The organism is Rugosibacter aromaticivorans (assembly GCF_000934545.1).
GTDB classification, from domain to species: Bacteria; Pseudomonadota; Gammaproteobacteria; order Burkholderiales; family Rhodocyclaceae; genus Rugosibacter; species Rugosibacter aromaticivorans.
The window spans coordinates 2,170,177-2,195,135 of record NZ_CP010554.1 but is presented as its reverse complement, the minus strand read 5'-3'; the positions used below and the strand labels follow the sequence as shown (position 1 = coordinate 2,195,135).

At 54.4% G+C, this 24,959-nt stretch carries 21 protein-coding genes and 2 tRNA genes; 17 read left to right on the top strand and 6 right to left on the bottom strand.

Going from position 1 to position 24,959, the window contains the following annotated elements; genetic code table 11:
* The first annotated feature begins 33 nt into the window (after positions 1–33).
* The 5 genes from PG1C_RS10975 (at position 34) to PG1C_RS10955 (ending at position 5,236) form a co-directional block, all read left to right on the top strand.
* Positions 34–2,124 carry a hypothetical protein gene (locus PG1C_RS10975; protein ID WP_202634809.1) on the top strand — a complete coding sequence of 697 codons (2,091 nt, stop codon included), beginning with the start codon at positions 34–36 and terminating at the stop codon, positions 2,122–2,124.
* Between the two features lie 80 nt (positions 2,125–2,204).
* Positions 2,205–3,542 carry an O-antigen ligase family protein gene (locus tag PG1C_RS10970; RefSeq protein ID WP_202634808.1) on the top strand — a complete coding sequence of 446 codons (1,338 nt, stop codon included), beginning with the start codon at positions 2,205–2,207 and terminating at the stop codon, positions 3,540–3,542.
* A complete protein-coding gene (locus PG1C_RS10965; RefSeq protein WP_202634807.1) occupies positions 3,526–4,560 on the top strand; it encodes a glycosyltransferase family 9 protein in 1,035 nt (344 codons plus the stop codon). The genes PG1C_RS10970 and PG1C_RS10965 overlap by 17 nt, the downstream gene beginning before the upstream one ends.
* On the top strand, positions 4,536–4,880 hold the full coding sequence (locus PG1C_RS10960) for a toxin-antitoxin system TumE family protein (protein WP_237218161.1): 345 nt from the start codon (positions 4,536–4,538) through the stop codon (positions 4,878–4,880). The genes PG1C_RS10965 and PG1C_RS10960 overlap by 25 nt, the downstream gene beginning before the upstream one ends.
* A complete protein-coding gene (locus PG1C_RS10955; protein WP_202634806.1) occupies positions 4,877–5,236 on the top strand; it encodes an HVO_A0114 family putative DNA-binding protein in 360 nt (119 codons plus the stop codon). The genes PG1C_RS10960 and PG1C_RS10955 overlap by 4 nt, the downstream gene beginning before the upstream one ends.
* A gap of 58 nt (positions 5,237–5,294) precedes the next feature.
* Here PG1C_RS10955 and polA read toward each other — a convergent pair whose 3' ends face one another.
* Positions 5,295–8,075, bottom strand: coding sequence for a DNA polymerase I (gene polA, locus PG1C_RS10950; protein ID WP_202634805.1), 2,781 nt, complete (start codon positions 8,073–8,075; stop codon positions 5,295–5,297).
* Positions 8,076–8,086: 11 nt separating this feature from the next.
* Here polA and PG1C_RS10945 point away from each other — a divergent pair, with 11 nt between their 5' ends.
* From PG1C_RS10945 to metW, 11 genes are all read left to right on the top strand, one after another.
* Positions 8,087–8,818 carry an LOG family protein gene (locus PG1C_RS10945; RefSeq protein WP_202634804.1) on the top strand — a complete coding sequence of 244 codons (732 nt, stop codon included), beginning with the start codon at positions 8,087–8,089 and terminating at the stop codon, positions 8,816–8,818.
* 41 nt (positions 8,819–8,859) lie between these two features.
* A complete protein-coding gene (locus tag PG1C_RS10940; protein WP_202634803.1) occupies positions 8,860–9,195 on the top strand; it encodes a DUF2782 domain-containing protein in 336 nt (111 codons plus the stop codon).
* 26 nt (positions 9,196–9,221) lie between these two features.
* Positions 9,222–10,547, top strand: a complete 1,326-nt coding sequence (locus PG1C_RS10935) for a class I SAM-dependent methyltransferase (protein ID WP_284431756.1) — start codon at positions 9,222–9,224, stop codon at positions 10,545–10,547.
* A gap of 116 nt (positions 10,548–10,663) precedes the next feature.
* Positions 10,664–11,959, top strand: a complete 1,296-nt coding sequence (gene gshA / locus PG1C_RS10930) for a glutamate--cysteine ligase (protein WP_202634802.1) — start codon at positions 10,664–10,666, stop codon at positions 11,957–11,959.
* Positions 11,956–12,903 carry a glutathione synthase gene (gene gshB, locus PG1C_RS10925; protein WP_202634801.1) on the top strand — a complete coding sequence of 316 codons (948 nt, stop codon included), beginning with the start codon at positions 11,956–11,958 and terminating at the stop codon, positions 12,901–12,903. Before gshA ends, gshB begins: the two co-directional genes overlap by 4 nt.
* Entirely contained in the window at positions 12,888–13,976 is a 1,089-nt protein-coding gene (locus PG1C_RS10920) for an FAD:protein FMN transferase (RefSeq protein WP_237218160.1), read from the top strand. Before gshB ends, PG1C_RS10920 begins: the two co-directional genes overlap by 16 nt.
* A 20-nt stretch (positions 13,977–13,996) precedes the next feature.
* Complete coding sequence (locus PG1C_RS10915) at positions 13,997–14,386, top strand: PTS sugar transporter subunit IIA (protein ID WP_202634800.1); 390 nt, start codon at positions 13,997–13,999, stop codon at positions 14,384–14,386.
* A gap of 1 nt (position 14,387) precedes the next feature.
* Positions 14,388–14,657, top strand: coding sequence for an HPr family phosphocarrier protein (locus PG1C_RS10910; protein WP_202634799.1), 270 nt, complete (start codon positions 14,388–14,390; stop codon positions 14,655–14,657).
* A 5-nt stretch (positions 14,658–14,662) separates the two neighbouring features.
* Positions 14,663–16,402 (top strand): phosphoenolpyruvate--protein phosphotransferase, encoded by a 1,740-nt coding sequence (gene ptsP / locus PG1C_RS10905; RefSeq protein ID WP_202634798.1) that lies wholly within the window; start codon positions 14,663–14,665, stop codon positions 16,400–16,402.
* Positions 16,403–16,422: 20 nt separating this feature from the next.
* Positions 16,423–17,538 carry a homoserine O-succinyltransferase MetX gene (gene metX, locus PG1C_RS10900; protein ID WP_202634797.1) on the top strand — a complete coding sequence of 372 codons (1,116 nt, stop codon included), beginning with the start codon at positions 16,423–16,425 and terminating at the stop codon, positions 17,536–17,538.
* Positions 17,535–18,128, top strand: a complete 594-nt coding sequence (gene metW, locus PG1C_RS10895) for a methionine biosynthesis protein MetW (protein WP_202634796.1) — start codon at positions 17,535–17,537, stop codon at positions 18,126–18,128. Before metX ends, metW begins: the two co-directional genes overlap by 4 nt.
* A gap of 260 nt (positions 18,129–18,388) precedes the next feature.
* On the opposite strand, the gene PG1C_RS10890 is transcribed toward metW, so the two are convergent.
* Both PG1C_RS10890 and PG1C_RS10885 read right to left on the bottom strand, forming a co-directional pair.
* A tRNA-Lys gene (locus PG1C_RS10890) sits at positions 18,389–18,464 on the bottom strand.
* 40 nt (positions 18,465–18,504) lie between these two features.
* Positions 18,505–18,580: transfer RNA gene (locus PG1C_RS10885), tRNA-Lys, on the bottom strand.
* Positions 18,581–19,165: 585 nt separating this feature from the next.
* Here PG1C_RS10885 and PG1C_RS10880 point away from each other — a divergent pair.
* Positions 19,166–21,490 (top strand): sensor domain-containing diguanylate cyclase, encoded by a 2,325-nt coding sequence (locus PG1C_RS10880; protein ID WP_202634795.1) that lies wholly within the window; start codon positions 19,166–19,168, stop codon positions 21,488–21,490.
* Positions 21,491–21,586: 96 nt separating this feature from the next.
* Here the strand turns inward: PG1C_RS10880 and PG1C_RS10875 are convergent, their stop codons facing one another.
* Genes PG1C_RS10875 through PG1C_RS10865 form a run of 3 tightly spaced genes read right to left on the bottom strand, consistent with a single transcriptional unit; the run spans position 21,587 to position 24,869 of the window.
* On the bottom strand, positions 21,587–22,987 hold the full coding sequence (locus tag PG1C_RS10875; RefSeq protein WP_202634794.1) for an NAD(P)(+) transhydrogenase (Re/Si-specific) subunit beta: 1,401 nt from the start codon (positions 22,985–22,987) through the stop codon (positions 21,587–21,589).
* A gap of 9 nt (positions 22,988–22,996) precedes the next feature.
* Complete coding sequence (locus PG1C_RS10870) at positions 22,997–23,284, bottom strand: NAD(P) transhydrogenase subunit alpha part 2 (RefSeq protein WP_202634793.1); 288 nt, start codon at positions 23,282–23,284, stop codon at positions 22,997–22,999.
* 1 nt (position 23,285) lies between these two features.
* On the bottom strand, positions 23,286–24,869 hold the full coding sequence (locus PG1C_RS10865) for an NAD(P) transhydrogenase subunit alpha (protein ID WP_202634792.1): 1,584 nt from the start codon (positions 24,867–24,869) through the stop codon (positions 23,286–23,288).
* Positions 24,870–24,959: the final 90 nt, after the last annotated feature.

The following is a 24,959-nucleotide window of genomic DNA, read 5'->3' as shown; positions in this document are numbered from 1 at the left end:
ATTGAAACGTATTGATGCAACGGGGGTTTAAGAATGAGAAAAATTTTGAATAAGGCTTTGTTGCCATTCGAACTTGAGTCCGCGAAAGTTTCTATAAAAATCATAGTAATTTTAGCAATCGTAACTACCTTAGGATTACCTTTAGATACTGCCGCCAAGGCAAGTGTGTTGGGAATATGCACTTTTTTTCTTTTTGCGAGTCCGATCCGGAGCGAACGTAAGAGCTATGCCGTTGCAACAGTATGTTTCTTGTCTTTCCTAATAATAAAGCCATACCTTTCCCCATCGCCAGTTAGTTACGGATACAACCTGTTTGCTCCGAACACCACTAATTTTCCCCTCTATAAAAAATTTCTACCAGAACAAGCTCTTGCACTCTTCTCAACTGAGTTTCAAAAGGACAACCCTACGGTTGATAAATGCACACCTGTGTCTTTTGGTCGCGCATGGGGAAGACAAATGCCTTGTTTTAATTCGCTAAATGTCGATAGCTTCCCATTTGCGGTATCTGTTGTTGACTATTCTCAAATACATCAAATTGACCCAGCATCAATTCATCTTGACTCAGCTCGCAAGCAATTAATGGAGCTTAATTTCAACACAAACTACAGATGGCATTTACATAACGAAAATATCAATAAATCGCCATATTCGTTTTATGTGATGTTCGAAATTAATAAAGAAATGGTCGGTGGGAAATTATGCCGTGCGGGAGTTTATTGGTCGGAGCAACAGGCCATTGAAGAACGGTTACCTCAGTTGAAATGCGAAAGCATTAGTCAAGACCGAGTGGGGGAAAGGATTTGGGGTTTACAGACCAATGAATTGCATCCTCTAGTTTTTGATTTTTCACCAAGTAGTCAGCTTAAGTGGAAATCCACATTCTTGGGGCTATTAGGTTTTTTAACTGCTGTAATAATTTTAATCTTTGTCCTCGCTATCGAAAAAACGAGCTTAGATTATCTCGTGGTCGGCGCAATTTCAATTTTCGTCGTCACCCTAACTTCGTTTGATATTTTAGGGGGATTACATCTGGCGATAAATCATTCTGATAGCCTTTTATATCTATCTTGGGCACGAGATATTTCAATTTCGCTTGCGAAAGGGGACTGGGCTGATGCACTGCGTGGTGGCGAATCAATTTATCTTTTTATGCCTGGCATGCGATATTTTAGGTCTATCGAATTTCTTTTATTTGGGATAAGTGGGCTAGGGTATCCCGTGCTAATGGCACCTCTGCTTATCCTTACCTACAATATTTTTAAATTATTAATACCAGGCTCGCTCTGCGCGAAAAGTTTCACAGTTTTTAGCATACTCGCGGCCACCCTGTATGTGAAAATTCTTCGAACCGCAAACGATGGGTACCCAGACCCGCTAGGGTTATTGCTGCTAATTATCTCAATGCTCCTCTTACTTAGATCCATTCCTGACAGCTACCAGAGCAGCGAACCTTCCCAGCGAGGTGCTAAGCGTCATTTGGCGTTAATTGGATTTACGTGCATGGCTGCGTCTATTTGGATGCGTCCCAATATTGCTTTGGTCGCATTAGCGGTAGCATTATTCTGGGCGTATCGGGCTTGGCGAATGTGCTCTATTGCCATTTTTTTTGAAACAATTCCTTTGTCATTAGTATTATTGATGACATTGCATAACGTTTATTTTGGCCATCAGTGGGTACCTCTTACTGAAGGCGCGACCCTTTCTGATAACTTAAGAATGCCCCCTTCCAGCTATTGGAAAGCGGTAGTTGAGCTAATGAATTTTGCTCCAGATGACTATGCAACAAAGGTTATAAGTCGCCTGGCTAGTTGGTGGCTACCGGGACGATGGCTATATTTTTTTGTGCCTCTCTATATTGTAATCACGCAGGGTAAGCGCTGTATCAGGCTATGGTTGCTAGGTCTTGTTACACTGCTACTGCAAGCACCACACTTTTTCTATGTTACCGACGGGCGTCATACTATGGCTGCGGACTTTCTTGGGTTGGTTTGCGTCACGATAGCCATCGTTAAGCTGATATCAGAGAGTCAGTCGGGACACGGAGTAACAAAAATGAATACAAGAACTGATTACTGCATTTCATCAACCATCTCGCGGGAGACTCCTATTGAAGGTCGGTAACATCTATCTCCGCGCAGTGTTACTCCCGAATTGTTACTACGATTGTTGCTATCACGATGTGGTTTAGCTGAGGAGTTGTCTTGATCGGAAAGTTCACTGTCGCCATCGTACTAGGGCTAGTCTTTGTTTGGTCGGTGCCGGATGTCCCCGCTTTGCGCTATTGGTTGCTGTTTTTGTCTCTGCTCGGGGTGGCTAGGCTAACCTCATGGCAAAGCTTGCCACCCGTCTGGCGAGCTAATCGTTGGGTATTAGGCCTTCTCGCAGCCTTTACCTTGTGGCTGGTGTGGCAAGCGGTGTTCATTTCGCATCAAACCCTGTGGGCATTGAAGGAGTTGAATGGCCAGTGGCTGAACGCGCTGCTGGCCTTGGGTTTAGGCGTTCTGCTGGCGTGTGCATCGCGCGAGAAAACACTGTTGTCCGGTGCGATTATTACTACCACGCTGATTGGCGTGTGGGTTCTGCAAGCCATGATTGCCGTGAGCCAATCGGTTACGTACTGGTGGATGCATGGTGAGTTACTGCGCGGCTTGGTGCCATTAACCGGCGGCAAGCTGGAGATGAGTTTTATTTTGAATATGCTGCTGGCGGCCCTAACGGTGGATTTGCTGTTTCGCGCGTGTTATGCGCGCCGCTTTTTGCAGCTGCCGTGGGGGCTAGTGATCGGTGCGGTGACTGTCAGTTTGACTAGCTTGTATCTGGCTGGGGCGCGCAATGGTGCTATCGGGCTGCTGTTTCTCGCGGTTTCGGGAAGTCTGTTGTACAGCATTCACCGGGTTCGTCATCAAGGTGTGCGTCGCGGCGTGCTGGGTGGGGCAATGTTGCTGGCCCTGGTGATGAGTCTTGCCGTAATCAGCTATCAAAGTGATAGCCGCTGGCCAGTGTTTACAGAAAGTACCCGGTTAGGCTGGGATATTGACGGCCAGCGTGCCTGGATGGATATTGATCACGCACCCCTTCCTTTGATGAAAAGTGGTGTTGCAGTGGATGCGTCTGCCTACACGCGCGTGGCATTCATTCATGCCGGATTACGCTTGATTGGGGAGCTTCCGTTGGGTGTGGGTTATGGCCGCAATGCGTTTGCCCATGCGCTGCACGAAACAGGCGTGGATGCGCATGTAGGTCATGCACATAGCGGCTGGATTGATCTTGGCATTGGCGGGGGCATCCCCGCGATGATGCTTTGGTTGCTGTTTATGGGTGGTGTGATCGCCACGGGTGGGGTACGTTATTTTCGTGATCAGAATCCGCATGGTTTATGGCTGCTGTTTCTCGCCAGCGGTTTTATCGGCAGGATGGTGATTGATAGTGTGAATCGTGACCATATGCTGCAGATGTTTTTGTTTCTGGTGGGTTATCTGCTGGTCATATCGATGCGTGATGATCAACTGCGGGCGACATGGAATGAACCGTTTGAATGATGTCGCGGGGCCGCTCGAAAAATTGGACCAACCCGGCCAACCCCGAAAAATTCTCGTCATTCGCCGTGACAACATTGGCGATCTGGTGTGCACTACACCGCTTTTTGCCGCACTCCGCGCGCGTTTTCCCGATGCCTGGATCGGTGTGCTGGCGAATAGTTACAACGCGCCGGTACTGGTTGGCAACCCCGACATTGATGAAGTGTTTGCCTATACCAAACTCAAGCACCGTGCGCGAGGCCAGGGGCGGTTGGCGGCGTTGTGGCAGCGGCTGGCGCTGGTTTGGAATTTGCGCCGCCGGCATATTGATGAAGTGATCCTTCCCGGTGGGATGCAGGCCAGCGCGTTGCGCTTTGCACGCTGGGTTGCGCCACGGCATGTGGTGGTGGCATCGGTGAATTTGGCAAATTCAGCACATGAAGTGGAGCGCAGCTTTGCCTGCCTGGCGAAATATGGCATCAAGGAAACGCCACCGGCATGCAAGGCGATAGCCGATGAACCATTGGCCGCGCGTATCGCAGCCACGCTACCTGCGGCGCTGGCAGGCCGACGGCTGATTGCCTTGCATCTTTCTGCGCGCAAGCCCAGGCAGCGCTGGCCGGTGGAACGCTTTGCCGCGCTGGCGCGGCAACTGCATGCCGCGCACGCCTGTGGTTTTTTGCTTTTCTGGTCGCCCGGTGCGGCGGATGATCCGCTACATCCGGGAGACGATGCGAAGGCTGCCGAACTCGTTGCGCAAATGGGAGATTTGCCGGTTGCCGCAGTTAAGACACATCATCTGTCCGAGTTGATGGCGGGCTTGTCGTTGTGCGCCGAAGTGATCTGCTCCGATGGCGGTGCGATGCATATTGCGGCAGGATTGGGCAAGCCCATCGTGTGTTTTTTCGGCAATTCCGATGCAGCTCGCTGGCACCCGTGGGCCGTGCCGTATGCGCTGTTGCAACCCGCAAGCTGTGATGTGGTGGATATCAGCGTGGAAGAGGCGCTGGCGGCGTGGCGGCGGTTGCCGACAGCTTGACAACCGGGTTGTCTGTTGGCATTATCGCCAACATGAAAGCCGCTTTGATCTATCGGCACCGGGTTGATTTTGATGATGGCGCGATCCTCGAAGCGGTGGTCTGGCGGCTTGAAAAGCCGGTTGCAGGCTGTGCTCATCCGTTCAAATATCGGCTTTTCTATGGATTTCCTGGGCAGCGTGTGATTGGTTATGACAACGAGCGGCCTAAGGGCGACCACCGGCATGGGGAGAATATCGAGGAGGCCTATGACTTCGAGAGCCCGGAAAAACTGCTGGCTGATTTTTTTCAGGACGTGGACGAGAGGAGGATGAAACGATGAGAAACGCAACAATCCGTATCCGCAAGGCAAACGATGCACTGAGCGATGTGCGTGCCGGCTTTCTCGCTGCCTGGAAGCGTGGTGAATATGCTGGAGAGCACTTCGATTTTGAATCGCCTGCCGCACTGTTCCGCGTGCTGACTCCCAAGCGCTGGGAGCTGATCGAGTGCCTGCAAAAGGCTGGCCCTATGGGCGTGCGTGCCCTGGCACGTGCCCTTGGCCGGGACGTAAAACGGGTACATGACGACGCCATGGGATTGATCGAAGTCGGCATGGTGGAGAAGACCCCGGACGGCAAGCTCGCTGTGCCATTCACTGAAATCCGCGCTGATTTCGTGATGAAGTCGGCGGCTTAAGTGGTTTGAGAGCCTATTTCAGCAGGGCGCAGGGCATTGTCCCTGCTGAAATAAGCGCTTAGTGCGCTTCATCCCAATTGGCGCCAGCGCCGATTTCGATCAGTAGCGGCACCTTGAGTTCGGCCACGCCGCTCATTAGTTTGGGCAGCGCTTCGCGTACAGTGGCGAGTTCGTCTTCCGGCACCTCCAATACCAGTTCGTCATGCACTTGCAGGATCAGCAGGGTGCGCATTTTTTGCTGCTCAAGCCAGCCTTGAACTTTGATCATCGCGCGCTTGATCAAATCAGCTGCGGTGCCTTGCATCGGCGCGTTGATTGCGGCGCGCTCTGCGCCTTGACGGCGAGCCGCGTTGGCCGACCGGATTTCCGGTAACCACAGGCGGCGGCCAAAAATGGTTTCGACATAGCCCTGGCTACGGGCGGCCTGGCGAGTTTCTTCCATGTAACGGGCCACGCCGGGGTAACGCGCGAAATAGCGATCCATGTAGGCCGCCGCTGCGCTGCGGTCCAGCTTCAATTCGCGGGCGAGGCCGAAGGCGCTCATGCCGTAGATCAGGCCGAAGTTGATGACTTTGGCGGCGCGACGTTGTTCGCTCGTTACCTCGATGGGCGTAATGCCGAAAATCTCGGCCGCTGTGGCGCGGTGCACGTCTTCACCTTTGGCAAACGCATCGAGCAGACGGGCATCGTTCGACAAATGCGCCATGATGCGCAGCTCGATCTGCGAATAGTCGGCGCTGGCGATACGGTGGCCGGGCGGGGCGATGAAGGCAGAACGGATGCGCCGGCCTTCGGGCGTGCGGATGGGAATGTTTTGCAGATTGGGTTCACTGGAGGCCAGCCGCCCGGTGACCGCCACGGCTTGCGAAAAGCTGGTGTGCACGCGGCCCGTGCTGTGTTCGACCATTTGCGGCAGCTTGTCGGTATAGGTGTTTTTAAGTTTGGCCAGGCTACGGTACTCAAGTATTTTCTTCGGCAGCGGGTAATCCTCGGCGAGTTTTTCCAGCACCTCCTCATCCGTCGATGGCGCGCCCGAAGGTGTTTTTTTGACCACCGGCAAGGCTTGCCGGACGAACAAGATTTCGGCGAGTTGTTTGGGTGAATTGAGGTTGAAAGGCTGGCCCGCCAACGCTTGCGCTTCCTCTTCGATCGTCTGCATCTTGCGGCCCAACTCGTGGCTTTGCTGGGTGAGTGCGGCGGCGTCAATCAGCACGCCGTTGCGCTCGATGCGGAACAATACTTCGGCAACGGGCAGTTCCATTTCACGATACAAATCTTCCAGTGCTGGTTCCGCGGCGAGTTGCGGACGTAGCACCTGATGCACTTGCCAAGTGACATCAGCGTCTTCAGCGGCGTATTCGGTGGCGCGGAGGATGTCGACCTGGGCAAAGGAAATACGCGAGGCACCCTTGCCGGTGATGTCGTCATAGCTCAGGGTTTTCAAATCGCAATGCCGCGCGGCCAGAGAACCAAGATCGTGTGGCTTGTCGGATTCGAGCACGTAGGATTCGAGCAACGTGTCCTCAACGATGCCTGCGAGTTGCATGCCGTGATTGGCGAAGATGTGCCGGTCATATTTGAGATGCTGGCCAAGTTTTTGATGCTGTGCCGATTCCAGCCAGGGACGCAGCTTTTCCAGTGTTTCGGTAAGCGGCAGTTGCTGCGGCGCACCGGCGTAGACATGGCCCAGCGGCAGGTACGCGGCCTGGAGTTCACCATCAGTTATCAGCGCAAAAGAAATGCCCACCAGCTGCGCCTGCATGGGGTTGAGGCTGGTGGTTTCGGTATCCAGGGCGACGAGCGTGGCTGTATCGAGCCGCGCCAGCCAGGTGTCGAGCTGCGTGGCATCAAGAATGCATGCATAGCCGCTGCGATCGGGCTCGGTGATAAAAGTCTTGTCCAGAGACGGATTCAAAAGTCCGTCTCTGGACGGCTCTGGTGGTACGGCGACATGCGCAGCATCTTGCGTGGTAACGGTGGGATCATCTTTCTGTGGCGCTCCCAATTCTCGCAACCAGCTTTTGAATTCCAGGCGCGTGAAGAACTCACGTAGTTTGTCAGTGTCAGGAACTTGCGGTGTCAGCTCAGTGATCGTCGTTGGTAAATCCAGATTGCAAACCACAGTGACCAGCTTTTTACCCAACGGTAAAAAGTCGAGATGCTGCCGCAAGTTCTCGCCCACCACACCACTGATCTGGTCGGCATGGGCGACGACGCCGTCCAGCGAGCCGTATTGCGTGAGCCATTTCACCGCAGTCTTCGGCCCGACTTTGTTTACGCCCGGCACGCCGTCCACGGCGTCGCCCATCAGCGTCAGATAGTCGACGATGCGTTCCGGTGGCACGCCGAATTTCGCCAGCACGCCTGCTTCATCGAGCGTCTCGTTGCTCATGGTGTTGATCAGCGTGACATGATGGTTCACCAACTGCGCCAAGTCTTTATCGCCAGTCGAAATCACGCAGTCGATGGCCGCAGCCGTGGCTGCATGCGCCAGCGTGCCGATCACATCGTCGGCCTCGACGCCATCGATCATCACCAGCGGCCAGCCCGCCGCACGGATGCATTCATGCAGCAGCGGAATCTGCGCGGCGAGATCTTCGGGCATGGCGGGGCGATGTGCTTTGTATTCCGGATACCAGTCTTCGCGAAAAGTCTTGCCCTTGGCGTCGAACACCACGGCGCGGTAATCTGCCTTATAGTCGGCTTCCAACACGCGCAACATCGAGAGCACGCCGCGGATGGCGCCAGTGGGTTCATTCGCGGTATTGCGCAAATCGGGCAGGGCGTGAAAGGCGCGGTAGAGATAAGACGAGCCATCGACGAGTAATAAAGTAGGCATGGAGAATAAAAGTGAGCGCAAAAAACAAGTTGCCGGAAGGCTTTGAACTGACCCCCGTAGCGCAGGCCACAAGCGATTCGCGCGAGGCTTGGCGGGTGTTCGGCATTATGGCAGAGTTTGTCGAGGCGACCGAGCGTTTGGCGACGGTGCGGCCAGCGGTGTCGATCTTCGGCAGTGCGCGTCTCGCGCCGGATTCCGAAGTCTATCGTTTGACCGAAAAAATTGCGCGCATGCTCTCGGATGCCGGTTTTTCTGTCATCTCGGGTGGTGGCCCCGGCGTGATGGAGGCGGCCAACAAGGGTGCGTTTGCGGGCAAGAGTTTGTCCGTCGGCCTCAATATTCAGTTGCCGCACGAGCAAAAGCCGAATCACTATCAAGATATTTCACAAAGCTTTCGCCATTTTTTCGCGCGTAAATACATGTTCGTCAAAGTGGCGGCCGCCTATGTGGTGATGCCTGGCGGCTTTGGCACGCTGGACGAATTGCTCGAAGCGCTCACGCTGATTCAGACGGGAAAGAGCCCCCGCATTCCGATCATTCTTGTGGGCAGTGAATTCTGGGCTGGCCTGCTTGACTGGATGCGTACTCGGCTGGTGGCCGATGGCATGATTCATGCCGAGGATATGAATTTAATTCAAGTGATTGATGATCCGCAACGCATACTCGATGCGATTTTCGATCACTATGAGGCGCGTGGATTTGCCCATCTGCCCGAAGAGCACGAGCTTTTGCTCAACCTTTGATAAACTGCAACTCACTGCACTGCACCCTTTAAGGAAACCCCATGCGCCGTTATTTATTTGTACTCTGTTCATTGTTTGCGCTGACTGTAGCGGCGCAAGGCCCGCCACCTAAGCTAGAGCCGCTGCCTGAACCGCCGCCACCACCGGCCGGTGTCGTGGATGAGTCACTCGAACCGCAGGTTACCATCAGCCGCCGCGGCGAAGACAAGGTTGAGGAATATCGAGTTCACGGCAAGCTGTACATGGTGAAGGTGACGCCCCCGCACGGCGTGCCGTATTACCTGATAGATAATCGTGGCGATGGCAGTTGGGTGCGCGACGATGCGATCGGTGGCACGCGCTTAAGCGTGCCCATGTGGGTGATCGGTACGTTCTGATCTTTAGGTTCTGAAGCCAGGCTACTTTGCAAAAAATTCCCGCAGGCGACCCGAAGGTAGTGCAGAGCAAGCAGAGCGCTGGCGCAAAAGTCGGCGCTGATGAAGCCACTGCGCTACAAGGCGGTCGAGCAAAAAACGCTCTCCTCGCCGTAGCGGATGGTGATACGGCGATGAATACACCACCATCCCGCGATATCACCACATTCGGCCAGGTATTCACGCCATCCTCGTTGGTAGAGCGCATGCTGTCCCTGCGCAAGAACGCGGGTCGCGTGCTCGAACCCGCCTGTGGCGACGGCGCATTTTCTGCGCGTCTTCCTGGTTGTGTGGCGATTGAACTTGATGCGGTACACTGTCCGCCAGACGCGCTCAATAGCGATTTTTTTGCCTATCCGGAGCACGAGCAGTTCAATACGATCATTGGCAATCCGCCGTATGTCACCGCGCGCAACATCACGCCGACAACACGCCGCTATTTGCATTCGCGGCTGCTGGACGGCCATGCCAATCTGTATCTGCATTTCATCGAAAAATCCGTGCGCCATCTCGCGACAGGCGGCGAGATCATTTTCATCACGCCGCGCGATTTTTTGAAAGCCACGGGCGCCGCGCGGCTGAACGCCTGGCTGTTCGAGCAGGGCACGATTACTCATTTTGAAGATTTGGGCGATGCACGAATTTTTTCTGGTGCCGCGCCCAATTGCGCTATTTGGCGTTTTGAAAAAGGTGACATGAGCCACCGTCTGCACGACGGCCGCCGCATGGTGCTGGCGAACGGGCAATTAATGTTCACTCGCGCAATTTATTCCGTGCCGCTCAAGCGCGTGTTTTTTGTCAAAGTGGGCGCCGTCTCGGGTGCGGATGAAATTTTTACGCATGCTGAACTCGGCAATGTGGATTTTGTGTGCTCAAAAACGGCACAAACCGGCGAGACGCGACGCATGATTTTTCCGGGTGCAGATTGCGGGGCAGCGCCTATGGATTATCTTGAATCCTTTAAGGCGCGCTTGTTGCAACGACGCGTGACGACGTTCACCGAAGTGAACTGGTGGCAGTGGGGGCGTCGGCACTACGTTTCCGCTGCGCCGCGTATTTATGTGAATGGCCGCACACGCAACGCGCAGCCATTTTTTTTGCACCCTTGCACTAACTACGATGGCGCCGTGCTGGCTTTATTTCCGCATCGATCCGACCTGACCGTACAGCAATGCCAACAGCTGGCCGACTGGTTGAATGCAGTGGATTGGCACGAGCTGGGTTTTGTTTGCGACGGGCGCTTTATTTTCTCGCAACGCAGTCTGGAACATGCCTTGTTGCCTGAAGACTTTGCTGAGTTCGCTGCTGAGTTTTAAGCCGAATTTGCAAACGAATTGGCAGCCAATCGACTCGTGTAACATCGCACAACATAAAATATGAAAAAGTCTGCGGGAAAAAAATTTATGACCCGCAGCGATCAAAGGAAATAATTATGGTTCCGCATCTCACTACAGCCCTGACGGGGCCGCTGCTTGATCTTGAGCGCCGCTTTCTGGATAACGAAACAACGGTTGAGCGTTGGTTGCGCACGCAATGGCTGGATCACACGCCACCGTTTTATGCCTCGGTCGACTTGCGTAATGCGGGCTACAAGCTGGCGCCGGTGGATACCAATCTGTTTCCCGGTGGTTTCAATAATCTCAATGCGGATTTTCTGCCTTTATGCGTGCAAGCCGCCATGGCGGCGGTTGAGAAAATCTGTCCTGAGGCCAGAAATCTGCTGCTGATTCCCGAGAATCACACACGCAATCAGTTCTATCTAATGAATGTGACGCGTCTGGCAAACATTCTGCAACATGCCGGGCTGAATGTGCGCATCGGCTCATTGCTGCCAGAAATAATTGCGCCGACGCCGCTGGATCTGCCCGATGGACAGCGCCTCGTGCTGGAGCCGTTGAAGCGTATCGGGAGTGATGGCCGTCGTTTGGGGCTGGAAGGGTTTGATCCGTGCGCGGTGTTGTTGAACAATGATCTTTCGGCTGGTGTGCCGGAAATTCTGCTTAACCTGAACGAGCAGTTTGTCATTCCGCCACTGTGGGCAGGCTGGCACGTGCGAAGAAAATCAGCACACTTTGCAGCCTATCGTGATGTCGCGCAATCTTTCGCGAGCGAATTAGGCATCGACCCTTGGTTGATTGATCCGGGTTTTGAAGTGTGTGGCGAAATTAATTTTCATGAACGTGTGGGCGAAGAGTGCCTGGCCAGTAATGTTGATAAGCTGCTTGGTCGCATGCGGGTCAAATACAAGGAATATGGCATTGCCGATGAACCCTTTGTGATTGTCAAGGCCGATGCCGGCACCTATGGCATGGGCATCATGACGGTAAAGGATGCCAGCGAAGTCAGACAGCTTAACCGTAAACAGCGCAACAAGATGGCGGTGGTCAAAGAAGGTCTGCAAGTTACGGATGTGATTATTCAGGAAGGGGTGCCTACGGTTGAGCGGGTTGACGAAGGCACGGCGGAACCCGTGGTGTACATGATTGATCGCTATGTCGTCGGCGGTTTTTATCGCGTCAATGCGTCACGCGGCACCGACGAAAATCTCAATGCGCCAGGCATGCATTTCAAACCACTGGCGTTTGCCACAGCGTGTTCATTACCCGATGCGCGTATGGAATCCGATGCGCCAGCCAACCGGTTTTATGCCTACGGCGTGGTGGCGCGGCTGGCGTTGCTGGCCGCGTCGATCGAACTCGAACGTGCCGCACCGGTGGAGGCAGCATGAAGATCGCCTTCATTGTTGACCCGCTGGCTGGCCTGAAAACCTATAAAGATTCCAGCATTGCGATGATGCGCGCGGCGGCAAAGCGAGGCCATGAGGTGTGGACCATACAGCGTGAAGTGCTGCATTGGCGCGATGGCAGAACAGTGGCGCATGCGGTGAGAATCATGCCGACGGATGATGAGGCGCAATGGTTCTCGGCGATCGAACAGAGCTGCCTGCCACTGACCGCCTTTGCTGCGGTATTGATGCGTCAGGACCCGCCCTTCGATTTTGAATATATCGCCGCCACCTGGCTGCTGGAGCGGGCCGAGGCCGAGGGTGCGCGCATCTTCAATCGCCCGCGCGCGATTCGCGATCATTCCGAAAAAGTCGCCATTACCGAGTTCGCCGAATTTGCGCCGACGACGCTTATCGCGCGTGATCCGGCTGATATTCATGCCTTCATTGACGAACTCGGCGAGGCGATACTCAAGCCGCTCGACGGCATGGGCGGCAGCAGTATTTTTCATGTGCGGCGGGCGGATCCCAACCGCAACGTGATTGTTGAAATACTCACCCAGTTTGGCGCGCGCAGCATCATGGCGCAGCGCTATCTGCCCACTATTCGCGAAGGCGATAAACGCATTCTGCTGATTGCTGGCGAGCCTGTGCCGTATTGCCTGGCGCGCATTCCCAAGGCGGGCGAATCGCGTGGCAATCTGGCCGCTGGTGGCACGGGCGTGGCGCGGCCGTTGAGCGCGCGCGACCGTGAAATCGCCGTGTCGCTAGCGCCGACTTTATGGGCGCGCGGGCTCTTGATCGTCGGGCTCGATGTGATTGGCGACAACCTGACCGAGGTGAATGTCACCAGTCCCACCTGCTTTGTCGAAATCGCGCAACAAACCGGATTCGATGTGGCGGGCATGCTGCTTGACGCGCTGGAGCGGGAGTGCGCACGCACCTGATACGGTTGTTCGCTCGTTGTGCGGTGTGCGCTGCGATTTGTACTGCGGTGCTCCTTGCGGGCTGCGGGCCGGCCGCACCGTGGCGGCAGGAGTCCTTTGTTTTCGGTACCCGTGTTGAATTGTTGATCGCCGGTGTGCCCGAAGCACAGGCCCGCGCGGCGGGTAATCGGGTGCTGGCGGAATTTGACCGTCTGCATCGTACCTACCATGCCTGGCAACCGTCCGAACTTTCAGCGCTGAATGCGGCGATCGCTGCCGGCCAATACCATGATGTGTCGCCCGAACTTGCCGCATTCATTCGTGAAACCCAGGCCATTGCGGCGGCCAGCGATTATCTGTTTGACCCCGGCATTGGTCGCCTGATTGCCCTGTGGGGTTTTCAAACCGATGAGATCGTGCCGCATCTGCCGGATGACTCGGCCGTCAAGACACTGCTGATGCAGCGGCCGTCCATCGCCGATTTGCATGTGGACGGGCAGCGTGTCACCAGCCGCAACACCGCCGTGGCGCTTGATTTCGGCGGCTATCTGAAAGGCGTGGCGCTTGACCGTGCGGCGGTTATCCTGCGTCAGGCCGGCATCCACGATGCGCTGATCAACATTGGTGGCAATGTCATGGCGCTGGGCACAAAAAACGGCACGCCCTGGCGTGTCGGCATCCAGCATCCGCGTCCCGCGCAAGTGGGCGGCGGAGTGCTCGCCAGTCTTGAATTGCGGGATGGCGAGGCGATTGGCACTTCGGGCGACTATCACCGTTATTTCGAAGTGGGAGGCCGACGGTATTGTCATTTGCTTGATCCGCGCACAGGCCGCCCGGCGGATGGTACACAGGCTGTGACGGTATTGATTGCACCGGACGCGGCGGCGGGCATGCGTTCGGACGCGCTGTCCAAACCGCTGTTCATCGCTGGTAAGGATTGGTTGCGTCAGGCACAAAAACTTGGCGTAGCCACCGCGCTAAAAGTCGGCGCTGATGGGTCGGTGAGTGCCACGCCCGCGATGCGCGCGCGCCTCAAGATGGAGGCGCCCGGGCCCACATCTGAGCCAACGGCTGCGCACGCCAATCCACAGTGACAGACTGCTAGAATGAGGCCATGATCGGTCTTTTCCTCATCACCCACACTACCTATGGCGAATCCTTGATTCAGTGCGCCTGTCATGTGCTGAACAAGCGGCCGGTGCAGATCGCCCAACTCGGGGTTTCGCTGCAGGACGACCCGCTTGATCTTCTGCCACTGGCGCGCGATATGTTGCGTCTGGTAGATAGCGGCGATGGCGTGCTGATTCTGACGGACCTTTACGGTGCCACTCCATCAAATATCGCCACCAAGCTGTTAGAGCCCGGGCGTATCGAAGGGCTGGCAGGCGTTAACTTGCCGATGCTGTTGCGTGCTTTGACTTACCGTGACAAAGGCATGGAAACGCTGATTACCCGTGCGGTTGCGGGAGGGCGTGATGGCGTGCTCAACATAGTGGACCACTGATATGCCACAAGCTGAAGTTGAAATTGTCAATAAATTGGGCTTGCATGCCCGCGCTTCTGCCAAGCTGACTCAGATGGCAGGTAGTTTCCCGTGCGAAGTCTGGATGGAACGGGGCGGTCGCCGCATCAATGCTAAAAGCATCATGGGCGTGATGATGCTGGCCGCAGGTAAGGGGTCAAAAGTCATGGTTACCACCAGCGGCGAGCAAGAAGATGACGCGCTGCAAGGCTTATTGCAGTTGATTGCTGATCGTTTTGGCGAGGCCGAGTAAACGCCATGAGCTTTACGTTGCATGGTCTGGCGGTATCAGGGGGCATTGCCATTGGCCATGCGCATCTGATTTCACACGCTGTGCTGGAGGTGACGCAATATCAGCTGCGTGAGCGGGATGTCGCCGATGAACTGGTGCGCCTTGATGCAGCGCTAGCTGTCGTGGCCGGCGATCTGGAGGCCTTGCGCGAAGAGGCTAACAATGCCGGCAGCCCCGGAGAATTATCCGCATTCATCGATTTGCATGCCATGTTGCTGGCTGACCCGGATTTGACTGCTGGCGTGCGCTCATTGATTCGTGATGGCCGCTGCAATGCTGAATGGGCGTTGGTACAACAGATGCAGGAAGTTATCGCGCAGTTCGATGCGTTTGAAGACGCTTACCTGAGGGAGCGCAAGCACGATATTTCGCAAGTGGTGGAGCGTGTGTTGCGGGTATTGCAAAACAAACCGCGCAAGATTACCAGTCGCCGCGCGATGGTGGATGCCGAGCTGATTCTGGTCGCTAATGATCTTTCTCCGGCGGATACGCTGCAATTTAAAAATCTGAAGGTGGGCGGGTTTGTCACCGATATGGGTGGGGCAACCTCGCATACGGCGATTGTTGCGCGCAGCCTGGCTATTCCAGCAGTGGTCGGCATGCAAAATGCCCGGCCGCTGATTCAGGATAATGATTTGCTGATTCTCGATGGCACGCGCGGCATGCTGATTGTTGATCCGGATGCGCGCGTGCTGGAAGAATATCGGCTCAAAAAAGCAGGCATTGAGCTAGAACGCAACAAGCGCATGCGTCTTAAGACGGCACGTGCCGCCACGTTGGATGGCGAGTTGATCGAGCTGCATGCCAATATCGAATTACCGCAGGATGCTGAGCGGGCTAAAGAAGTCGGTGCCGATGGTATTGGTTTGTTCCGTTCAGAATTTCTCTTCATGAACCGTGATGAATTGCCCGACGAAGACGAACAATATGAAGCTTATCGCCATGTGGTGAAGGCATTTGCCGGTAAGCCGGTCACGATTCGCACTTTGGATATTGGCGCCGACAAAGAAGCGCGCGCATTGAGAAGCCGGGCGGGAGACCATCTTTCTCCGAACCCTGCGCTGGGTTTGCGCGCTATTCGATTTTGCCTCACCGAGCCGCAGATTTTTCTCACCCAGTTGCGCGCGATTTTGCGGGCTTCGCAACATGGCAGGGTACGGCTGTTGATTCCCATGCTGGCGCATGCACAGGAAATTGTACAAGCACTGGCCTTGATCGAGGAAGCCAAAGCGCAGCTGCGCGAATCGCGCCATAAATTTTCTGCTGATATTGAAGTGGGCGGCATGATAGAAATTCCTGCGGCTGCGTTGGTACTTGGCCCATTTTTGCGGCATCTTGATTTTTTGTCGATCGGCACCAATGATTTGATTCAATACACGCTGGCCATTGATCGCAGCGACGGGGCTGTAGCTCATCTGTACGACCCGCTTCATCCGGCCGTGCTGCAACTCATTCTCAAAACCTTGCATGCAGGTGCACGCGCAGGGTTGCCGGTTTCTGTGTGTGGCGAAATGGCGGGCGACCCCAAATTAACGCGTTTATTACTCGGCATGGGGTTGCGTCAATTCTCCATGCATTCGGCACAGTTGCTGGAGGTCAAACAACAAGTGTTGAAAGCAGATACAGCCCTTTTGGCCCCACAGGTATCGCGCTTGTTAAAAGTCGATGAGCCGGAAAAAATTGCCGAGCTGATGGCGCGGCTGTAAGGTGACTTAAGGTAACGACGATGAGTGTCGGGATAGTCTTTCCCCAGCAGGCCCATTTTTCCTCACCCCTGATGCTGAAAAGCGGTGCGCTGCTGCCCGTCTTTGATCTGGTGTATGAAACATATGGCACGTTAAACGCTGCCAAATCCAACGCGATTCTTGTTTGTCATGCCCTCTCTGGCCATCATCATGTGGCGGGATATTATGCGGATCAAACGGAAAACATCGGCTGGTGGGACAACATTATCGGCCCTGGCCGCCCGCTGGATACGGACCGTTTTTTCATCGTTGGCGTGAATAATCTGGGGGGGTGTCATGGCTCGACTGGCCCGGCTAGCGTCAACCCCGCAACAGGCAAACACTGGGGCGCCGACTTCCCTGTGGTGACTGTTGAAGACTGGGTGGAAGCCCAAGCACGCCTGGCAGATATTCTGGGCATTGATGCCTGGGCGGCGGTGATTGGCGGCAGCTTAGGCGGCATGCAGGCGCTGCAGTGGACGCTGAGCTTTCCTGAGCGCGTAAGGCATAGTTTGGTGATTGCTGCTGCAGCCAAACTCTCGGCGGAAAACATTGCGTTCAATGAAATTGCGCGTCAGGCTATTTTGAGCGACCCGGATTTTCATGGCGGCAATTATTATGCGCACCACGTGCGCCCGCTAAACGGCTTGCGGTTGGCTCGCATGCTGGGCCATATCACGTATTTGTCGGATGACCAGATGGCTGAAAAATTCGGCCGCCGTCAGCGCCCTGGTGCGGGGAGTTATAGCTTTGATGTGGAGTTCGAGATCGAATCTTATTTGCGCTACCAGGGCGATAAGTTTGCCGGTCTGTTTGATGCGAATACTTATTTACGCATGACCAGGGCATTAGATTATTTTGATCCTGCGTTAGCGTACGACGGACAACTGGCTACTGCGCTAGCACCTGCTCGAGCGAGTTTCTTGGTGATCGCTTTCTCCACGGATTGGCGGTTTGCGCCCTTTCGATCGCGCGAGATTGTGCATGCGCTGGTACATAACGGACAATCTGTTGCCTATGCTGAAAGCAACTGCGCCCATGGGCACGATTCTTTTCTCATGGAAGATGCGTATTACCATGCTGTCGTAGCCTCTTATCTTCAACGGATAACCCTGTGATACACACTGCCGAACGTGCTGATTTTGATCTGATTGCCAGCTGGGTGAAGCCCAATGAACGTGTGCTCGATCTGGGCTGCGGGGATGGTTCGTTATTGAAGCGCCTGATCGAAGAGCGGGGCGCCTATGGCTATGGCATTGAGCGAGAAGAGGCTGGCGTGCAGGCGGCCATTGCGCAGGGCATCAATGTTATTCAGGGGGATCTGGAGCAAGGCTTGGCAGGCTTTGACGACGGAACGTTTAATCACGTGGTGCTGTCGCGCACGTTACAGACAGTGCGTCATACAGAGCGACTCCTGACTGAGATGCTGCGTGTCGGTCGCGAGGCCGTGGTGAGTTTCCCTAATTTTGCCTACTGGAAAAACCGCATGGCGGTGATGCGTGGCCGTATGCCGGTTTCCGAAGATCTGCCTTACGAGTGGTTTGATACGCCCAATCTACGATTTTTTACACTGCTCGATTTTGAGTCACTGTGCGCCAAAATGCAGCTGGTTATTCGCGAGCGACAAGTGCTGGATGAAAGTGGCCGCCTCATCCTCGAAGAACCTAATTTTCTAGGTAGCCTCGCTGTCTATCGCCTGGGTCGGTAGCTCTGCAGAGGGTTGTTCTGCTCTATCAGTTGGTTCTGGGGTATCTGGTCCCCCCTGTTTTCGCAGGCGCTTTTCCTCTTTTTTCTGTTTTTTGGCCAAATCACGTTGCCGTTTTTCGAAAGAGTAATTGGGTTTTGCCATCGGCGTTCCTAAATAAGGGAATAAGTGAAGAGGTGGAGCAGAATGGCCATTATACGGTGATCAACAGGCCAATGAGACCAATGAAAAACGGCTTCCAGCAGGGGAAGCCGTCAAAATACTGGTGGGTTGTGAGTGGCTCGAACACTCGACCTACGGATTAAGAGTCCGCTGCTCTACCAACTGAGCTAACAACCCGAAAACTGCATTGAAACGGGTCGGCAGTATATTATGAATATGGTGGGTCGGGCGAGATTCGAACTCGCGACCAACGGATTAAAAGTCCGCTGCTCTACCGACTGAGCTACCGACCCCACGTCAAAGGCCGCGAATGCTACAAGCCTTACGTCATCCTGTCAAACGGAAGTTGACTGTTTATTACATCTTGTTGTTGCTTTGGACATTTTTATCCAGGTTGAATCCTGATTGAGTTATCCGGCGGTTCTTCCTGCATTTTTCTGATGGTCGCCGAGGGACGGAAACTGAGTCCGGTCGTTTGACTCCGACATATTTTTGCTGCTGTCGGGAGTCCAATGAGAATCCGTTATTGCGGTGTGGTTTATTGTGTCGGTTTTATTTACAAATGAGACAGCGAGGGCGTGGATAATAAAACCTTAAGATATTGATCCAATTAAATTAATTAGATTTGGAATGAAATTTGCTTAATGCGGGCTATGTCCTTTACCAATTCCTTCCTATCAGGGTGTGCGGTAGCGAGTTACAAAACAGTCACCAAAGGCGTTCGAGTATGTACATGTTGCTTGGCTAGGGGTGTTGCCTGTTTTTTGGGTGACGCGATCGGGTTGCCAAGCAGCGTGTTTCATGCTGCTTTTTCTATCTCGCCGTATCGCTAGCGCCGACTTTTTATGCCGCACTCTATACGCGCTTATGAGTTATTGATGGTTTCGCTAAGGCAACTGGGCGTCGCCGCCATGTATGCGCTCTTGGTGTGGCTGTCACTTGTTTGCCTTTCGCCTGAGAGAGCCAACAGTATTTTATTTCTTGCGAATGGATTCGCCCTGGCAATGCTCTTGCACAACCTGCGCTACATAGGAGCAATTTTCCTGGGCGCACTTGCTTCTGACACATTGCTGGGTTATCCGTTGGAGACCATCTTGCTCTTGTCGGTAGGAAGCGTTTTAGGGGCCTATCTTGGTACTTGGCTATTGTCACGAGATAAGGTGTTTGACGTTGCCCTCGTGACCACGCGAGATTATTTGCTGCTCATTGTGTATGGCGGCTTTGTTGGCAGCGCTGTCAGTGCGGGGCTTGGCGTCACGGGGTTGCTGTCGGCTGGCATCTTGGCGCATGAAACCCAACTGAACAGCTTGTTTCTTTGGTGGTTGGGCGGTGTCCTGGGCGTGATTTTGATTACCCCGTTGATTCTTGTCTGGACCCACCCAAGCAAAGAACCATTCCCAAAACAAAAATTAAGCGAAGCACTCTGGGTCGTCGCTGTCGCGTTTGTAGCAGGGCAGATTGTTTTTATCGGGTGGTTCGCTGCTTTAATTGGCTATTCAATTCATGGCTATTGGGTAGCGCTGCCTATCATCTGGGCTGCTTTGCGCTTGGGGAAGCGCTGGGTAGCATTGCTCTTGGTCATGGCCGCCATTCAAGCAGTGCTAGGGACGAATTGGGAAGCGGGCTTTTTTGCCCATGACATTGCCTCAAGCCGGTTAGGTAATTATTGGCTATTCGTGATGTCACTGGCACTAGCGGGCATGATGCTCAGCATCTACATTGAACAGCGCCAGCAAGCTGAAACCAGGCTGCGTCAGCAGTCTGAGGAATTAAATTTTCGCAATCAGATTTTGCAGCAGATTAACCAAGGGGCTTCTCTGCCCCACGTCCTGAGTGTCTTGACGCAAGAGTTTGAACGTCTGCATCCGAGCAGCTGGTGTGCGATGTTGCTGCTCGATAAAGAGGGTAAGCATTTGCACTATGGTGCAGCGTCTGGCTTACCTGATTTTTACAAGCGGGCGATTAATGGCTTACCAATAGGTGAGGGGGTTGGCGCATGTGGCGCGGCAGTACGCCGTGGTGAACGAGTCATCATTTCAGACATGCAGAATTACACCTTCTGGCCCGTGGGTTTTCGCTTTCGTGATGCAGCAAAAAAAGCGGGTATTCAATCTTGCTGGTCCCAACCCATCAAAAACAGCGAGCACCGGGTTCTCGGCACATTCGATATTTATCACGCCGCCAATTGCCAGCCATCAGCTGTTGAAATTGATAGTATGGAGCGTATGGCCCATCTGGCAGCACAAGTAATTGATCAGGCAGGCCTCCAGGAAATTTTGCATTTGAAGGATGCGGCATTTAATGTCTCAGCCAATGCAATGGTCATTACTGACAAGGATGCTCGCATCCAGTGGGCTAATCCAGCCTTTAGTGAAATGACTGGTTATCTTTCGAGTGACGTACTTGGCCTGAATTTGCGTGATTTAGGGAAATCAGAAAAACAAGACCCTGCGTATTACCAGACCATCTGGAAAACGATTCTTGCTGGCAATGTTTGGCACGGGGAACTGGTTCATCGGCATAAAAATGGCGCCGATTATGATGAAGAAATGACGATTACGCCCATGAAGGATGCCGCAGAAAATGTTACTCATTTCATTGCAGTCATGAGTAATATCACCGAGCGTAAAAAGTCTGAAGAGCAGATTCGCACCCTGGCTTTTTATGACACATTAACGCAGTTGCCTAACCGTCGCCTTCTGGATGACCGGCTCGGTCGGGCCATGATTGCGAGTAAACGTAGCAACCGCTATGGCGCCCTCATGTTTCTTGATCTGGATAACTTTAAGCCCCTGAATGACAAGTATGGACATGGTACGGGCGATCTGTTGTTGATAGAAGTGGCGCAGCGCATTACGCAGTGCGTCCGAGGAACGGACACCGTCGCTCGGTTTGGGGGTGATGAGTTTGTCGTGATGCTCGACGGGCTGGGCGCTGACAGAAATGAATCCATCAACGAAGCAGAGATTGTTGCTGAAAAGATTCGTCGAGCACTCGCTGAACCTTTTATGCTGAGCACGCACAAGGAGGGGAGGGGCGAAGTCGGCATTGAGCATCGGTGCTCGACAAGTATTGGTGTGGCGTTATTTATCGGCGATGGGGTCAGTTGTGATGATCTTCTCAAGCGGGCAGATATGGCCATGTATCGTGCCAAAGATAAAGGCCGCAATCGCGTCCATTTTTTCGACGCAAGGCACGCCTAGTAGCCGGACCCACAATCCCCATAGACACCATAGCCCCACAACGCTGACCACCGCACTTCGCCCACTCGACAAAGCGTGACTTGTTGGACTTGTTGATTACGTCTGCATGGTCTTGATATTGGCAATGATTTCTGCAATTGCCTGCTGCGCGCTGCCATAGAGTAGGCGAGTGTTTTCGCCATAGAACAAGGCATTCTCAATACCTGAGTAACCGGTGCCTTTGCCGCGTTTGTTCACGATCACGTTTTGCGCATGGTCTACATTCAGGATGGGCATGCCGTAGATTGGGCTTGATTTATCGGTGCGGGCAGAGGGGTTAACGACATCGTTGGCACCAATCACCAAGGCGACATCGGTTTGGCTAAATTCTTCGTTGATTTCTTCCAGATCAAAAATCATGTCGTAAGGAACCCCGGCTTCAGCAAGCAACACATTCATGTGGCCGGGCATCCGGCCTGCCACTGGATGAATAGCAAATTTGACTTCAACACCGGCTTCCTGCAGTTGTTTAGCCATCTCCCATACTTTATGTTGCGCCCCGGCTACGGCCATGCCATACCCCGGCACGATAATGACCTTCTGCGCAAAACGCATCATCGCTGCGGCATCCATCGCACTCGCTTCTTTCATGGTGCCAGTAATGGTTTCTCCAGCCTGGGCTTCGCCGGTGATGGGCGCGAAGATGATATTGGTAATCGGCCGATTCATCGATTTGGACATTAATTGGGTCAGCAACGTGCCTGATGCACCCACCACAATGCCGGCAATAATAAGCGCTGGATTGCCCAGAACGTAGCCTTCAAGGCCGACCGCCAAGCCAGTGAAGGCATTGAGTAGCGAGATAACGACGGGCATATCGGCCCCGCCAATAGGGGCTGTCAGAACGACGCCCAGTAGTAGTGATATCAGGAAAAAAGCGAGTAGTGAGGTTGTGTCGAGCACAACACCCGTTGCGCCTGTTTCCGATGCAGCACCTGCCATGACCAATTTGATTGCCAGGCCAAGCACAACCAGGGCAAGCACCAGGTTTGCCGCATTTTGTGCGGGTAGCCGCCAGGCTTTTTTCATAATGCCCTGCAGTTTTGCAAAGGCAATGCATGAGCCGGAAAAGGCGACCGAACCGATCAAGGCACCCAGTACAGCCAGCGTCGTGACAACGACGCCATGCACATGGCCGCGCGCAAATTCAAGCGCAGCAATAGCTGCTGCAGCGCCACCCCCCATGCCGTTATAGATGGCGACCATTTGCGGCATGTCTGTCATCTTGACTACGCGCCCAAGGTACCAGGCTACGCCGCCACCCAGCACGATCGCGACAATCATCAGGACAAAATTTTGCATCCCCGGTGTGGCAAAGGTAATCGCGGTTGCCAGCACCATACCGATGCCGGCCCAAACAATACCGCGCTTGGCTGTTACGGGCGAGGCCATGGCCTTGAGGCCGAGAATAAATAGAACGGCGACAACGAAGTAGGAAGTCTGTATCAGTGCAGTCATGGCGCGCCCTTAATTCTTGTTTAATTTGAACATCGCCAGCATGCGTTCAGTGACCACATAACCACCGGCGGCATTGGCTGCACCTAGAAAGACCGCGAAGAAGCCAATCGCAAGTTGCAAGGGGTCATTCGGGTCCGCATTACCCAGCGCCACCATGGCACCCACTAGCACTACGCCATGCACAAAGTTGGAGCCGGACATTAACGGCGTGTGCAGAATCACCGGCACACGTGAAATGACTTCGTAGCCGGTGAAAGCTGCCAGCATGAAGATGTAAACGTAAATGAAGTTTTCCATGTCAGACCTCTCCGCCGGGCCGCCCCAAGGAGAGGCCAGCGTTGGTTATGGAAGCCGCGCCAGCGGCTGAACCACCGTCACCCCCCTTCGTGGAAGGGGGGCCGGGGGGGATGTCGTTCCGCTCTCCGCCGGGCCGCCCCAAGGAGAGGCCAGCGTTGGTTATGGAAGCCGCGCCAGCGGCTGAACCACCGTCACCCCCCTTCGTGGAAGGGGGGCCGGGGGGGATGTCGTTCCGCTCTCCGCCGGGTCGCCCCAAGGAGAGGCCAGCGTTGGTTATGGAAGCCGCGCCAGCGGCTGAACCACCGTCACCCCCCTTCGTGGAAGGGGGGCCGGGGGGGATGTCGTTCCGCTCTCCGCCGGGCCGCCCCAAGGAGAGGCCAGCGTTGGTTATGGAAGCCGCGCCAGCGGCTGAACCACCGTCACCCCCCTTCATGGAAGGGGGGCCGGGGGGGATGTCGTTCCGCTCTCCGAGCGTTTTTTTCACACCTTCATGCACCAGGTGACCATCATGCGTCAGACAGGCCCCGGCCAGTACTTCATCACTCCAGTCGAGATTCAGTACGCCCTCTTTGATGAAGGGGGAGATAAAGTTGTAGAGATTTTTGGCGAACATTTCCGACGCATGCACTGGCATTTTTGCCGGCAGATTGACTGCGCCGATGATGGTCACGCCGCCCACTTTGACGGTTTTCCCAGCCTGGGTTCCCGCGCAATTACCACCCCCTTCGGCCGCCATGTCAACCACGACGGCACTCGGTTTCATACCAGCAATCATCGCTGCGCTGATGATCAGTGGTGAGCGCTTGCCGGGAATGGCGGCTGTGGTAATCAGCACATCGGCATTGGCGACCGCACGACCAAGTTTGTCGGCTTGCTGCGCTTTTTCCGTGTCAGTTAGTTCACGGGCATAGCCGCCGCTACCAGTTGCCGAGACGCCTGTGTCCACAAATTTCGCACCCAGCGATTCGATTTGTTCGCGCGTCTCGGGACGTACATCGTACCCTTCGACAATCGCCCCTAGCCGTTTGGCCGTAGCGATTGCCTGTAAGCCGGCAACGCCTGCGCCTATCACCAGCACGCGTGCCGGCCGGATGGTGCCGGCAGCGTAAGTCAGCATCGGGAAAAACTTTGGACAGTGATTGGCAGCGATCAGAACCGTCAGATAACCTGAAACCGCCGCCTGGCTTGACAGCGTATCCATGCTCTGCGCGCGCGAAATACGCGGGATCAGTTCGGTGGCAAACGCTGTGATGCGCCGGGCGTTCAATGCGGCAATGCGCTCTTTATTTGAATAGGGCGCGAGCGAGCCAATCAATACGCTGCCGGGTGTTATGGCGTTAATATCGTCAAGGGTAGGTGGCTGAACAGTGAGTAGGACCTGAGCGGTGGACAATACTTGTGCCGCACTCATTGCGATGGTGTTTGCGTCAAAATCCTCGTCATTTAGATAACAGCCAGACCCCGCCTGCGTTTCGATACATACCGCAGCGCCCAGTGTTTTATATTTTTTGACCACATCGGGCACAGCGGCGACGCGTGTTTCGCCTACGAGGCGCTCTCGAATAATGCCTATGATAAGTGTCATCGTCTGACTTCTCCTGACGTCGGTTGTTGTGCTTCGAGGAGAGGAATAATACTCCTAAGAAAACCTGCCTACCTACCGTAAAAAGTCGGC